Raw genomic sequence first — 14073 nt, 5'->3', positions numbered from 1 at the left:
CCCACCCCGACCCCCTCCCTGGGGAAGCCCTCCTCGCCCAAGGCCCCACCCCGCACCTCATGGAACGCCTCGTGGAGGCGGGCCGCTACGCCACCGTGTGCGCCATCGGAGAACTGCCCCCCACCCTGCAAGGCGTGTGGAGCGGCACCTACAGTCCGCCGTGGAGCTCCGGCTACACCTTCGACGGCAACCTCGCCTCCGCCGTCGCCGCCCTCCACCCCCTCGGCACCCCGGAACTCATGCTCCCGGTCTTCGACCTCGTCGACACACTCCTCGACGACTTCACCCACAACGCCCAACGCCTCTACGGCTGCCGCGGAATCCTGGTCCCCCCGCACGCCTCCACCCACGGCCGCCACAACCACTTCGGCCCCGAATGGTGCCTCACCCTGTGGACCGCCGGCGCAGCCTGGCTCGCCCGCCTGTACTGGGACCACTACAGCTACACCCGCGACCCCGGCTTCCTCCGCGAACGCGCCCTCCCGTTCCTGCACCACGCCGCCGCGTTCTACGAAGACTTCCTCACCGACGACGGATTCGTCCCCTCCTATTCACCCGAGAACACCCCCGCCGACTCCGACTCCCAGGCCTGCGCCAACGCCACCATGGACCTCGCCGCTGTCCGCGACCTGGTCCGCAACCTGCTCCGCGCCCACCGCATCCTCGACCTGCCCGGAGCCCGCCGCTGGGCCGAGCTCGGCGCCCGCCTGCCCCGCTACCGCATCGCTCCCACCGGCGAACTCGCCGAATGGGCGACCCCAGCCGGCCCCCTCGACCAGACCGACCGCCACACCCACCGCCACGCCTCCCACCTCTTCCCGTTCTGGTACGAAGGCGACCCCGCCTTCGCCGACCCGACGCTGCGCGCCGCCGCCGTCCGCGCCATCCGCGCCCGCCTCGCCTGGTGGCGCTCCGCAGCGTCCGACGAGATGGCGTTCGGACTCGTCCAACTCGGCCTTGCCGCCGCCAACCTGGGCCTGGCCACCGAGGCCGCCACCACGCTGGAACTCATGGCCACCCGCTACTGGCGGCCCACCCTGGTCTCCACCCACAACAGGGGAGCGCTGTTCAACACCGACATCTGCGGCGGCTTCCCCGCGGTCGTGGCCGCCATGCTGCTGCGCTCCCGCGAAGGCCGCTGCGACCTGCTCCCCGCGCTTCCCCCAGCCTGGCCTGAAGGGGAAGCCCGCGGACTGTGCGGCCGCGGCGGCGTGCTCGTCGACCACCTGGAATGGACCCCCACCCGGATGCGCGCCCGCCTGCGCGCCCGCCACACCACCCGAGTACGCATCGGACTCCCCGACGGCGCCACCCGGGTCGTCACCCTGGACCCGGACCAGGCAGTGGACGTGACCGCACCCCTCACCCTGCACCAGTGACCAGAACCGGCTCCCCGGCCCGGGGAGCCGCGCCCACACCCGCCCAGCCCAGACAGCACGACGTGGCACACGCCGAGGAACCGCCTTGGCCCGCAGCGACCCTCCCGCACACCTATCGGTGCGTGGTCTCCTTCATACGGAGCGTTGATTTTTGTTCGTTTTGAAGCCAAACTAATCGAGAGTGACGTCCGTGCCCTCGCAAGGAGCCCGCATGCTCTACCGGCCCCCCATGGTCCCCCACGAGCGCTTCGTCGCCGACCCACCGGAACTGCCCGTCCCCGCACCCGGGCACAGCAGTCCCGGCACCGTCACCCGAGCCGACCTCCTCGACATCACCGACCAGGGAATCCACCTCAAGGCCGCCACCACCACGGGCGAAACCCTCACCGCCAGCATCACCGCCTCCGCACCCGGCGTCATCCGCGTCCGCCTCAGCGCCCAACCCGACGCCGCCCCCCGCGCAACACGCGCCCTCACCATGGTCCACCCCCACCCCGACGCCACCGCCGACGTCACCATCAACGACGACCACATCGTCATCGCTAGCGGACCACTCCACGCCCACCTCACCCTCGACCCCTGGCACCTGCGCTTCACCGACGACACCGGCCGCCTCCTCACCGAACAAGACCGCGGCCACGTCGACATCAGCGGACGCTGCCGCACCCTCCCCTTCGGCCGCAGCACCGTCGACGGCGTCACCGCCTACCACGACTCCTTCACCCTCGCCAGCGACGAACGCCTCGGCGGCCTCGGAGAACGCTTCACCCCCTTCGACCTGCGCGGCCGCCGCGTCCGCATGTGGAACTTCGACGCCTTCGGCGCCGAATCCGACCGCGCCTACAAAAACGTTCCGCTCTACATCTCCAGCCGCGGCTACGGCCTCCTCCTCCACACCGGCAGCCCCGCCGAATTCGACATGGGACAGTCCACGCACAGCAGCGTGCAACTCCTCGTCCCCGACGACATCCTCGACTACCACGTCATCGCCGGCCCCAGCCCACGCGACATCCTCGACCGCTACAACCAGCTCACCTGCCGCCCCGCCCTACCCCCCAAATGGGCGTTCGGCACCTGGATCTCCTCCGGATTCATCCACGACACCCAACAGCGGGTCATGGAACGCGCCCGCACCATCCGCGAACGCGGCATCCCCTGCGACGTCCTCCACCTCGACTGCTACTGGCAAGCCGAAGGACACTGGTCCGACCTGGACTGGGACCGCAACGCCTTCCCCAACCCCGAACAGATGCTCGCCGACCTCGCCGACCTCGGCTTCCGCGTCTGCCTGTGGATCAACCCCTACATCTCCCACCTCAGCCCCCACTTCGAAAAAGCCGCCAAACACGGATACTTCCTCCGCCGCACCACCGGCGAGGTCTACCTCGCCGACGCCTGGCACGGCTCCCACCCGCCCGTCGGCATCGTCGACTTCACCAACCCTGAAGCCACCGAGTGGTACACCGCCCGGCTCCGCACCCTCCTGCAGCAAGGCGTCGCCGTCTTCAAAACCGACTTCGGGGAAGGCGTCCCCGCCGACGCCGTCGCCGCCAACGGCATGACCGGCACCGACCTGCACAACGTCTACACCCTGCTGTTCAACGACGCCGTCGCCCAAGTCACCCGCGACGTCAAGGGATACGACCTGGTCTGGGCCCGCTCCTCCTACCTCGGCGGGCAACGCCACTCCGCCCAATGGAGCGGCGACAGCCAATGCACCTTCCCCGCCATGGCCGCCACCCTGCGCGGCGGACTCAGCCACGGACTCAGCGGCGTCCCCTTCTGGAGCCACGACGCCGGAGGATTCAACGGCACCCCCGACACCGTCCTCTACGCCCGCTGGGCCCAATTCGGCGCGTTCTCCCCCCTCGTCCGCTTCCACGGCACCACCACCCGAGAACCCTGGCGGTTCGCCCCCGAAGCAGAAGACGCCGCCCGCGAAGCCCTCCACCTGCGCTACCGGCTCATGCCCTACCTGTACTCGGCCGCCGCCGTCGCCGCACGCACCGGAACACCGCTCATGCGCGCCCTGTGCGTCGACTACCCGGACGACCCGCTGGCCTGGCAGGCCGAACTGGAATACCTCCTCGGCCCTGACCTGCTCGTCGCCCCCGTCTGCGGGCCGGAAGGCATCCGCAACGTCTACCTGCCGCCCGGCCACTGGGTCGACTACTGGAGCGGACGCCTCCACGACGGCGGCCGCACCGTGAAACTCCACAGCCCGCTCAACCGCTTCCCGCTCTTCGTGCGGTTGGGCGCCCTCATCCCGGTAGTGGAAGCAACCACCACCATCCCCGACGGCCCATTCCCCCCGATCACCCTCGTCAGTTGGGGCGGTCAGGGGCGGCGCACCGTCCTCACCGACGTCGACGGCGACACCGTCGTCACCGCCGTCCGCGAAGGCGACACCCTCCGCGTCACCGTGGACGGCCCGGCCCCCATCACCGGTGTCGACATCGTTCCCGTCCACGGGCTCACCCCGCCCACACACGTGGAACTGCACCGGTAACAGGGCCACCACCCCTCCGCCCGGGACCGCCCCGGGCAGGCTCCACCCCCACATCAGGAGCATGACGTGACAGCAACAGCACAGCGAACACCACCCCCGCCCACCCCCCGCAGACGCGGCATCATCGCCCGTGCACTCACCTGCATCGCGGCCGCCGCAACCGTGGCCGCAGTCGGCCTCGTCCACTCCGCTGCCGCCCCCGCCTCCGCCACCACCGGCTACACCTGGCGCAACGTCGAAATCGTCGGCGGCGGCTTCGTCCCCGGCATCGTCTTCAACCAGAGCGAACCGGACCTGATCTACGCGCGCACCGACATCGGCGGCGCCTACCGGTGGGACCCCGCCACCGAACGGTGGATCCCCCTGCTCGACCACGTCGGCTGGGACGACTGGGGACACAGCGGCGTCGTCAGCATCGCTACCGACCCGGTCGACCCCGACCGCGTGTATGCGGCCGTCGGCACTTACACCAACGACTGGGACCCCAACAACGGCGCGATCAAACGCTCCACCGACCGCGGAGAAACCTGGGAAACCACTGAACTACCGTTCAAACTCGGCGGCAACATGCCCGGCCGCGGCATGGGGGAGCGGCTCGCCATCGACCCCAACGACAACAGCGTGCTCTACCTGGGCGCACCCAGCGGCCACGGCCTGTGGAAGAGCACCGACTACGGCAAGACCTGGCAGAAAGTCACCAGCTTCCCCAACCCCGGAAACTACGTCGCCGACCCCTCCGACGTCGGCGGATACCTGGGAGACAACCAGGGCGTCGTCTGGGTCGTCTTCGACCCCACCAGCTCCTCGCCCGGCCACGTCACCAAAGACATCTACGTCGGGGTGGCCGACAAGCAGAACACCGTCTACCGCTCCACCGACGGCGGCCAGACCTGGGAGCGCATCCCCGGACAGCCCACCGGCTTCCTCGCGCAAAAAGGCGTCTTCGACCACGTCAACGGACTGCTCTACATCGCCACCAGCGACACCGGCGGCCCTTACGACGGATCCGACGGTGAAGTGTGGCGCTACGACACCACGACCGGCACCTGGACCGACATCACCCCCGCCGATCCCGACGGCTTCGAATACGGTTTCAGCGGCCTGACCATTGACCGGCAGAACCCGGACACGATCATGGTGGTCAGCCAGATCCTGTGGTGGCCCGACATCCAAATCTGGCGTTCCACCGACCGCGGAGAAACCTGGAGCCGCATCTGGGAGTTCAGCGGATACCCCGACCGCACCCTGCGCTACAACCACGACATCTCCGCGGCCCCGTGGCTGGACTTCAACCGGCAGGACAACCCGCCCGAAGTCAGCCCCAAGCTCGGTTGGATGACCCAGGCCTTCGAAATCGACCCGTTCAACTCCGACCGCATGCTGTACGGCACCGGAGCCACCATCTACGGCAGCGACAACCTCACCAACTGGGACGAAGGCAAGAAGATCGACATCAAGGTCCGCGCTCAAGGTATTGAAGAAACCGCGGTCCAGGACCTCATCGCCCCGCCCGGCGACACCGAACTGGTCTCCGCCCTCGGCGACATCGGCGGTTTCGTCCACGACGACATCACCGTCGTCCCCGACGCCATGTTCGACTCGCCCTTCCACGGCAACACCCGCAGCATCGACTTCGCAGAACTCAACCCGAGCGTCATGGCCCGGGTAGGGGAAGCGGTCGACGGGGAAGTCGACTCCCACATCGGCATCTCCACCAGCGGCGGATCACACTGGTGGGCCGGACAGGAACCCTCCGGAGTCACCGGCGCTGGCACCGTCGCGGTCAACGCCGACGGGTCGCGCATCGTGTGGAGCCCCGACGGCACTGGCGTGCACTACTCCACCACCCTCGGCTCTTCGTGGACCCCGTCCCAGGGAGTCCCCGCCGGGGCCCGCGTGGAAGCCGACCGGGTCAACCCGGACAAGTTCTACGCCTTCGCCAACGGCACGTTCTACACCAGCACCGACGGCGGTGCCACCTTCACGAAATCCTCCGCCGCCGGCCTGCCCACGAAGGGCAACATCCGTTTTGCGGCCGTCCCCGGCCACGAAGGCGACATCTGGCTGGCAGGCGGGGAAACCAACAGCACCTACGGCATGTGGCGCTCCACCGACTCCGGGGCCACCTTCACCCGGATCACCGCCGTGGACGAAGGCGACGTCGTCGGATTCGGCAAACCCGCCCCCGGCCGCAGCTACCCCGCTGTCTACACCTCGTCGAAGATCAACGGGGTGCGCGGCATCTTCCGCTCCGACGACGCAGGCACGACCTGGGTCCGGATCAACGACGACCAGCACCAGTGGGCCTGGACCGGTGCGGCCATCACCGGCGACCCCGACGTCTACGGCCGCGTCTACATCGGCACCAACGGCCGCGGCGTCATCGTCGGCGACCTGGACGGGCCGCCACCGCAGCCCACCGAGGAGCCGACAGAAGAACCCTCCACCCCGCCCACGGAAGAACCCACCGAGGAGCCCACGGAGGAACCGTCCACTCCGCCAACGGAGGAGCCGCCCGGTGACGCCGCCTGCGCTGTCTCCTACCAGGTCCTCAACGAGTGGGGCGGCGGCTTCCAAGGCGAGGTGACCATCACCAACACCGGCGACACGCCGATCAACGGCTGGGAGCTGACGTGGACCTTCCCCGACAACCAGCAGATCACCCAGGCATGGAACACCCAGCTCACCCAGTCGGGAGCCAAGGTGACCGCCCGCGACGCGGGATGGAACAGCACCATCGCCCCCGGCGGCACTGCGAGCTTCGGATTCCTCGGCTCGCCTGCCCCCGGCAGCAAGCCGACCGAGTTCACCCTCAACGGGACCCCGTGTTCGGCAGCCGGCTAGGTCAGCCCTGAGACCAGCGGCCCGGACGCCACACCGTGGAAACCCCGGTTGCGCAGTCCCCGCCTGGCGCCACCACGGCAGCGCCCGGGCCGCTGCCGACCGGGCGCGCGACACCACTAGTCGAGCACCCGGTTATTGCAAAGCCCTCGTGCCCCGTCCGCACGAGGGCTTTTTCCGCACTCGGGCCTCCTGCAGGGCATCCCATACCCGAAGGCTTCACCCGGGCACCCGCCCGGCCAGGACTGTGTGCCCCCTGCCTCCGGCACACACAAGAACGAACCAGGACACAGCCCTTAGCCATGCGGAAACCCGCGGCATCTGAGCTCGGCCCACACCCCGCCAGCCTCACCCAAACAGGGAAGCGGCCGCGCGGCCCCAGCGGACGGCCTTCCGACCTACGGCAGGGGAGGGAAGAGCCTACGCAAGGCCTCCGAATACCAACCACCAGCAGACCACTCCAGGCCGGGCCGCTCGCACCACGCACCACCGGCGGCCAGAGGAGACACCCGCGACGAGAAAGGCCGGAGAACCCGGCACGCCCCCACCAAACCAGTAAAAAAGACTCGCACGGCGCCCGCCGAGTCCAGTCACACACAAACATGAGGCCGTGCCCGCAGCCCCGAAGACGAGCACGGCCTGTCTCTCACCCCTTCACCGCGCCGATGATCACACCCTTGGTGAAATGGCGCTGCACAAACGGGTACAGCACCAGCACCGGCACCAGCGCGATCACCACAATCGCCATCTGCAAGGCGAGACTCGGCGGCAGGGTGCTCGCCGTCTGGGAGGCGTCCGCCAACGCACCCACGCTAATGTTCTGCCCCTGCTGCACGTACTGGCGCAACACCAGTTGCAGCGGCCACTTAGCGTTGTCGTTGATGTAGAGGATCGCGTTGAAGAACGCGTTCCAGTAGCCGACCGCGTAAAACAGTCCGACCACCGCCACCACACCCTTGGACATGGGGAGCACCAGCCGGGTGAGGATCGTCCACTCGCTGGCCCCGTCCACCCGGGCGCTGTCCGCGATCTCGCTCGGCAAGTTCATGAAGAACGCGCGCATCACCACTAGGTTGAACGCGTTGATCGCAGTCGGCAGGATGAGCGCCCAGTAGCTGTCGATCAACCCCAAAGAGCTGACCAGCAGATAACTGGGGATCATGCCCGGGCTGAACAGGAACGTCAGCAAAACCAGGAACAGCAACGGCCGGTGCAGCAGCGACCCGGGCCGCGACAACCCGTAGGCGGCCAGGATCGTCGCGCTCAAACTGATCGCGGTCCCGACCACGGTCACCCCTACACTGACCGCCACCGCCCGCGTCACCACGCCGCCCGCGAACAGCTCCGCATAGGCGGCTAAGGAAAACCCGCGGGGGATCACCACCAGGCCGCCCGCCTCGTTGATCGCCGAAGCAGGCGAAAAACTGGTCAACACCACCACATAGATGGGGAACAGCACCGCTAAGGCAATCCCGGTAAGCACCAGCGCCTTAGCGATCCGCTCCACCAGGGAAGGGGTCTCAGCCCACACCGGGCGCTGCCGTGTCAGTGTCGTCATGATGTCCGCCGGTAGATTCCGTTCTCACCCAGCATGTGGGCGACCTTGTTCGCCACCAAGATCAGCACCAGGCCGACAACGCCTTTGACCAGGCCCGCAGCCGCGCCGTAGCTCCACTCACCCACCGCCAGGGTCTGCCAGTAGATGAACGTGTCGAGCACCTCCGCGGCCTGCTGCCCCACCGCGTCACGCTGCAAGAAGAACTGTTCGAACCCCACGTTGAGGGCGTCCCCGAGCCGCAAGATGAGCAGGAGCACAATGACCGGGCGCAGCCCCGGCAGGGTGATGTGCCACAACCGCCGCCACCGGCTCGCCCCGTCCACGGCCGCAGCCTCATACAGGTTCTGGTCGATCGCGGCTAGCGCGGCGAGGAACACGATCATCCCCCAGCCCGCGTCCTTCCACACCACCTCAGCGGTGACCAGCAGCAGGAACGTGTCCGGGTTGGTCATAATGTCCAACCCTTCATAGCCGTGCTGCCGCAGCATCTGCGAAATCAGCCCGGCACCGCCGATGATCTGCTGGAACAGTGTGATGACCAGCACCCAGGAGAAGAAGTGCGGCATGTACACCACGGTCTGCAGCAGCATGCGGATCCGCGGGGAGAGCACACTGTCCAACAGGATCGCCAACGCGATCGGCACGGGAAAGTAGAACACCAACTGGAACGCGGTGATGGTGAGCGTGTTCAGGGTCGCGTCCCAAAACGCCGGGTCGGTCAGCAGCCAGTAGAAGTTGTCGAAACCGACAAAAGGACTGTCCCAGATCCCCCGGTAAGGGGAGTAGTCCTGAAACGCGATGATGTTGCCCAGCGTCGGGATGTAGTGGAAGACCAGCAGCAGCCCCAACGCGGGCACGGTCATCAACAGCAACTGCCAGTCCTGGCGCAACCGGGCCCGGAGCGGTTTAGCGGCAGGACGGTGCTTCGTCTTCCGGCTGTCCCGCGGGGTGCGCGCGGCCCCCTGAGGCGCTGCTGCAGTATCGGGGGCAGCCGCGCGCACCGCAGAGCGGGGCCGGAGCATCCGGTCAAGCACGGCCGTGCTCGGCGAGGACGTCGCCGTAGAAGTCGCGTGCCGCATCACCGCCGTCCCGCCGCCACTGGGCGACGACCTCGCTGAGCTCACTCACCTCGCGGCGGCCCCGCAGAATGTCCGTGATCTTGTCTTCCGTGGGCTGCTCAGCACTGACATACGCCGACGGCCGCTGGATCCGGATCCCCTCGAACGGGTTCTCCTCGGTGTACTGCGCGGCCTCGTTGAACCAGGCAGTGAAAGACTCCACGTAGTCCGGGTACTCGCTTTCCGCGATCGCGTTGTTGCGGCCGCTGATGAACAGGTAGCCGTTGGACACTTCTTTCTGCCCGAGCTCGGTCAGCTCGGGGGCACCGTCGTCGTTCAGCTCGTAGTGCCGCCCCTCCTCGCCGTAGCGGTACACCATGTACTCGACCGTGCCGAACGGGGCCGCACAGTAGTTGAGCACCGCGAGGATCTCGGTCACCTTCTCCTCGCCCAAGCCCTTCTTGATGAACACGCTCTGGCTGGACGGGTCGTTGCCGTGCAGGGACGGGGTGCCGCCGTCGTGCGCGAACACCGGCACCAAGTCCATACGGAAGTCGGGGTTCTGCGGCAGGATCGCCTGGTAGGCCTCGGTCCACGCGCCAAACCCGTCCTGGGTGATGACGATCTTGCCGCTGTTGAACAGCTCCTTGGAGTTCGCTCCGGTCCCCGCCGCGATATCCGGGTGGACGAGCCCAGCGTCGTAGACGCGGCGCATGAACGCCACAGCCTCCTCGAACTCGGGAGTCTCATAGCGGTGGACAAGTTTTCCGTCCTCATACCGCCACTCCCGCGGCGCCCGGAAAATCTGGCGGGCCACCCGGTAGAAGTCGCCGAACGCCCACCGGTTGTTGCGCGGGTCGTTGATCTCCTCACCGAGTTCGAACAGCTCCTCAGCAGTGGTGGGCAGACCCCAGCCGTGCTTGTCGAACAGGTCCTTGCGGTAGAAGATCCACTCCGACAGCGGATCGGTGGGCCACGGCACCCCGTAGAGCCGGTCGCTGAACACCCCCCACTTCCACGCGTTGGTGGGCAGGCTTGCCAGCATCGGATACGGTTCCACCGCTGATCCGGCCAGGTACGGGGTGAGGTCTTCGAAAAGCTGGGGCGCAGCCTCGTTGAAGTCGGGGATGAGGTTGATCGCCCAGTCGGGGATCATCGTGATGTCGACGACGTCCCCAGCAGCGATCACAGCGTTCATCTTGTCGATGATCGTGTTGCCGTCCTGGAACTGGAAGTCGATCGTGGTCCCCAGTTTGCTGTTGACGAAGTCGTAGAAAGAGTTCTCTCCCAACCCCGGCGGGATAGGCCCCCACAGCGGGGCCATCGCCTTGTAGCTGCCGCCCTTGCCGGGGGTGCCGTCCACCGCCTGCACCAGCTCGGTGGGGTAGGAGGTGAAACCGGGCGGGGCCCCGTGCGTGCCGGGAATGTCGGGCTCCACCGCTAGGAACGGAATGTAGTCGGGGACGAGCGCGTCCAGTTTGTCGAGGTTGGCCGCGGAACCGCTGCTGCCGGGACGCGGCCCCTTGGGGGCGCAGGCCGACAGCAGGCCGCTGCCCGCCACGAGTGCGGCAGCAGCACCGGTCAACCCGAGGAAGCGGCGCCGGCTCGGCCCGTGGCCGGGGGAGGGGTGGGAGTGTCTCATCGTCGTCCCTTCACGAGGGGAGCTAGGGGTCTGCGATGACTCTCTGGAGTCTTGACGTAGCCGCGTATAGAATTAGTTCGGGTTTTAGACAAACAAATTACTCTCGGGTGATGCGGACCACAAGATCCGCAACCGAAGCGCTACGAAACGGAGACGGGACACGCAGTGATCGGCAGGACCAGAGACCCCAACAAAGCAGAAGTGGGCGACGTCCGCGCCACCAACCTCGCAGTGGTGCTCCGCTGCGTCCGCGAGCAGGGCCCCTGCTCCCGCGCCGACATCGCCGCCGCCACCGGACTCAACAAAACCACCGTCTCCAGCCTCGTCTCCGAACTCCTGCGCCGCCGCCTCCTCCGAGAAACCGGCACCACCGAAAACCGTGTCGGCCGCCCCGCCATCATGCTCGCCCTCGACGGTGCCTCCAGCGCCGCCATCGGCATCGAAGTCAACGCCGACTACCTCACCGCCGTCGCCGTCGACCTCGCCGGCCGCCCCGTCCTCTCCTGGCGGCGCGCCTTCCCCGGCAACACCGTCTCACCCGCCCGCACCGTCACCGCCGTCACCGCACTCATCCGCCGCGTCGTCACCCGCATCGAACACGACGGCCGCCAAGTCCTCGGCCTCGGCGTCGCCCTCCCCGGACTCGTCGACCCCGACGGCCGAGCCCGCCTCGTCCCCTCCCTCAACTGGCGTAACGTCGACTTCGCCGCCGAACTCGTCGACGCACTCCGCGGCCCCGGATTCCCCGTCGAAATCGGCAACGACGCCAACTACGCCGTCCTCGCCGAACACCGCTTCGGAGAACACGCCGGCACCCGCGACCTCGTCTACCTCACCGGCGGCACCAGCCTCGGCGCCGGACTCCTCGTCGACGGCTCCCTCCGCCGCGGCCACTCCGGCTACAGCGGCGAAGCCGGACACATCCCCGTCCCCGCCCCCGGCGGAACCGCACCCCTCGAAACCGTCGCCTCCATCACCGCCATCGCCCGCCGCGTCCTCCCCGACGACACCCGCGACGACGAACACCTCTCCCTCGCCGAAATCGAACTCCGCATCGACGAAATCGTCGCCCGCGCTCGCGCCGGAGACCCCACCACCCTCACCCGCCTCCACGACGCAGCCAAAGACCTCGCCACCGGAATCTTCACCCTCGTCAGCGTCCTCGACCCCGCCCGCGTCATCCTCGGCGGCTACTACGCCGAACTCGCCCCCTGGCTGCTCCCCGTCGTCAACGACCTCCTCGACACCCGCGGCATCCCCGCCGACGAACCCATCGCGGTGGCCTCCACCCTCAGCCTGGACGCCCCCGCCCTCGGTGCCGCAGCCCGAGTCCTCGACGCAGTCGAACAAGGACGCCTCCCCGACAACACCACCCCCGCTCGCGCCCTTGCCGCCGCCGCCCGAGCACCCCGATAACCCGCAGACCACCAACCAGACAGGGACACACCGTGACCGAACCCTTCCGCGACCCCACCCTGCCCCCACACGAACGCGTCCGCGACCTCCTAGCCCGACTCACCACCGAAGAAAAAATCGGCCTCCTCCACCAATACCAACGCCCCATCCCCCGACTCGGTATCGCATCTTTCCGCACCGGAACCGAAGCACTCCACGGCCTCGCCTGGCACGGACCAGCCACCGTCTTCCCCCAAGCCATCGGCCTCGCCAGCACCTGGGACCCCGACCTCGTCCAACAAGTCGGCGCAGCCACCGCCGCCGAAGTCCTCGTCTTCCACACCAAAAACCCCGCCACTGTCGGCCGCAACGTCTGGGCCCCCGTCGTCAACCCTCTCCGCGACCCCCGCTGGGGCCGAAACGAAGAAGGCTACTCCGAAGACCCCTGGCTCACCGGAGTCATGGCCGTCGCCTACGCCCGCGGCCTCGCCGGACCCCACCCCCACCGCATGGACACCGCCCCCACCCTCAAACACTTCCTCGCCTACAACAACGAAACCGACCGCTGCACCAGCTCCAGCCACCTCCCCCCACGCGTCCTCCACGAATACGAACTCCCCGCCTTCCTCCCCGCCCTCCGCGAAGGCGTCGCAGTCGCCGTCATGCCCTCCTACAACCTCGTCAACGGCCGCCCCGCCCACCTCAGCCCACTCATCAACGACGTCCTCCGCGCCGCCGCCCCCGACGAACTCATGGTCGTCAGCGACGCCATGGCCCCCGGCAACCTCGTCGACCCCCAGCACTACTACGACGACCACGCCACCGCCTACGCGCACGCCCTCCGCGCCGGAATCGACAGCTTCACCCAAGACGACGACCGCGCCGAAGCCACTCTCGCCCACCTCCGCGACGCCCTCGACCGCGGCCTCATCACCGAAGAAGACCTCGACCGCGCAGCCACCCACATCCTGTCGGTCCGCGTCCGCCTCGGCGAATTCGACCCCGAACCCCTCCGCCGCGTCGACCCCGACACCGTCAACAGCCCCGCCCACCAAGCCCTCGCCCGCACCGCAGCCCGCCGCTCCATCGTCCTCCTCAAAAACGACGGCATCCTCCCCCTCCGCGACCCCCGCCGCATCGCCGTCATCGGCCAACTCGCCGACACCCTCATGGAAGACTGGTACAGCGGCACCCTCCCCTACGCCATCACCGCCCGCGCCGGCCTCGCCGAACGCACCGAAACCGTGTTCTGCGAAGGCGTCGACCGCATCGCGCTCCGCACCAACGAGGGCTACCTCACCGCCAGCGCCGACGGCACCCCCATGACCATCACCCCCGCCCCCGGCTTCGGCCCCGTCGCCGAATCCGCCGCCTTCGACCTCTTCGACTGGGGCGGCGCCTGGGCCCTCCGCGCCGTCGTCAACGGCCGCTACGTCTCCGAAGACGAAAACGGCCACCTCACCAACGACCAGCCCGGGCCCAACGGCTGGGAAGTCCGCCAAACCTTCCGCTGGCAACCCGACCCCAACGGCACCGGCGTCCTGCAACACATCGCCACCGGCCGCTACGTCGCCGTCGGCGACAACAACACCGTCACCCTCACCCCGGACGCCGACAGCGCCGCCGTCTTCGCCATCGACACCCTCCGCTCCGGCGCCACCGAAGCCGCCGCCATCGCCGCCACCGCCGAA

The 14073-nt window shown here is 68.3% G+C and carries 8 protein-coding genes; 5 read left to right on the top strand and 3 right to left on the bottom strand.

What is annotated here, in order from left to right:
- The 3 genes from TF1_RS04380 to TF1_RS04370 all read left to right on the top strand — a co-directional run.
- A partial coding sequence (locus TF1_RS04380; protein ID WP_340147989.1) for a glycosyl hydrolase family 95 catalytic domain-containing protein occupies nt 1–1379 on the top strand: 1379 nt, incomplete at its 5' end.
- A 211-nt stretch (nt 1380–1590) separates the two neighbouring features.
- Nucleotides 1591–3888, top strand: a complete 2298-nt coding sequence (gene yicI, locus TF1_RS04375; RefSeq protein WP_011292039.1) for an alpha-xylosidase — start codon at nt 1591–1593, stop codon at nt 3886–3888.
- A gap of 66 nt (nt 3889–3954) precedes the next feature.
- Nucleotides 3955–6732, top strand: coding sequence for a cellulose binding domain-containing protein (locus TF1_RS04370; protein ID WP_011292038.1), 2778 nt, complete (start codon nt 3955–3957; stop codon nt 6730–6732).
- Between the two features lie 643 nt (nt 6733–7375).
- On the opposite strand, the gene TF1_RS04365 is transcribed toward TF1_RS04370, so the two are convergent.
- The 3 genes from TF1_RS04365 to TF1_RS04355 are packed head-to-tail and all read right to left on the bottom strand — an operon-like array spanning nt 7376 to nt 10987.
- Nucleotides 7376–8287, bottom strand: coding sequence for a carbohydrate ABC transporter permease (locus TF1_RS04365; RefSeq protein WP_011292037.1), 912 nt, complete (start codon nt 8285–8287; stop codon nt 7376–7378).
- Nucleotides 8284–9309 carry an ABC transporter permease gene (locus TF1_RS04360; protein ID WP_011292036.1) on the bottom strand — a complete coding sequence of 342 codons (1026 nt, stop codon included), beginning with the start codon at nt 9307–9309 and terminating at the stop codon, nt 8284–8286. The genes TF1_RS04365 and TF1_RS04360 overlap by 4 nt, the downstream gene beginning before the upstream one ends.
- 4 nt (nt 9310–9313) lie before the next feature.
- Complete coding sequence (locus TF1_RS04355) at nt 9314–10987, bottom strand: extracellular solute-binding protein (RefSeq protein ID WP_061783666.1); 1674 nt, start codon at nt 10985–10987, stop codon at nt 9314–9316.
- Nucleotides 10988–11152: 165 nt separating this feature from the next.
- On the opposite strand from TF1_RS04355, the gene TF1_RS04350 reads away from it, so the two are divergent.
- A complete protein-coding gene (locus TF1_RS04350; RefSeq protein WP_011292034.1) occupies nt 11153–12403 on the top strand; it encodes an ROK family protein in 1251 nt (416 codons plus the stop codon).
- A gap of 32 nt (nt 12404–12435) precedes the next feature.
- Nucleotides 12436–14073 (top strand): glycoside hydrolase family 3 N-terminal domain-containing protein (locus TF1_RS04345; protein ID WP_174522679.1); only part of this gene is annotated, 1638 nt, incomplete at its 3' end.

Origin of the sequence: Thermobifida fusca NBRC 14071 = JCM 3263, from assembly GCF_001592045.1 — a bacterium.
In the GTDB taxonomy this organism is placed as follows: domain Bacteria; phylum Actinomycetota; class Actinomycetes; order Streptosporangiales; family Streptosporangiaceae; genus Thermobifida; species Thermobifida fusca.
Note: the sequence above shows the minus strand (reverse complement) of the source record. Positions and strands in the feature narration are given on the sequence as shown.

Bases quoted from the DNA above. Each gene is read 5' to 3' on its own strand.
- yicI (WP_011292039.1), top strand. From the start codon at position 1,591: ATGCTCTACCGGCCCCCCATGGTCCCCCACGAGCGCTTCGTCGCCGAC.
- TF1_RS04365 (WP_011292037.1), bottom strand. From the start codon at position 8,287: ATGACGACACTGACACGGCAGCGCCCGGTGTGGGCTGAGACCCCTTCC.
- TF1_RS04360 (WP_011292036.1), bottom strand. From the start codon at position 9,309: ATGCTCCGGCCCCGCTCTGCGGTGCGCGCGGCTGCCCCCGATACTGCA.
- TF1_RS04355 (WP_061783666.1), bottom strand. From the start codon at position 10,987: ATGAGACACTCCCACCCCTCCCCCGGCCACGGGCCGAGCCGGCGCCGC.